Genomic DNA, 421 nt, shown 5'->3' on the forward strand with positions numbered 1-421 from the left:
GCGGGGGCCTGCTGCTCTCCCGTCCGCCCCCCCGGGGGTCGCGGTGTCGTGCTGGCGGGGGGGGGGGGGGGCGGCCGGGGCCACCACCCATTCGCAGCAACGGTTTTTCTCGTGTCCCGTTTTCCCGGGCCGCCCGCGGTGGACAATAAGGGCATGACGCAGCAGGGGGACAACTGGTGGGACGCTCTCTACGACGACACGGCGGAGGACATCACCCCGACCTCCTCGGGTGACACCCTCGACGCCCGCTTCGCCTCCGCCACCCGCGCCACCGCACCCGAGCCCACCGCGCCGCCACCGGCCGCCGCGCCCGCGAAGCCCCCGGCGCCCCCGGTGGCACCGCCCCCGCCGGCCCACCCGGCCGTACCCGCCCCGCCGGCCGCCGAGGCCCCCCGGCCACCCGCCCCGGCCAGGCCCGTGC

Annotated in this window: 1 pseudogene; it reads left to right on the forward strand. The window is 79.1% G+C overall.

From position 1 onward, the window contains the following. Positions 1 to 153 precede the first annotated feature (153 nt). Positions 154 to 421: pseudogene (locus tag ACFW1I_RS34625) on the forward strand (hypothetical protein); the annotation flags it as partial.

The sequence above is a fragment of the Streptomyces sp. NPDC058955 genome (assembly GCF_042741435.1).
Taxonomy (GTDB): domain Bacteria; phylum Actinomycetota; class Actinomycetes; order Streptomycetales; family Streptomycetaceae; genus Streptomyces.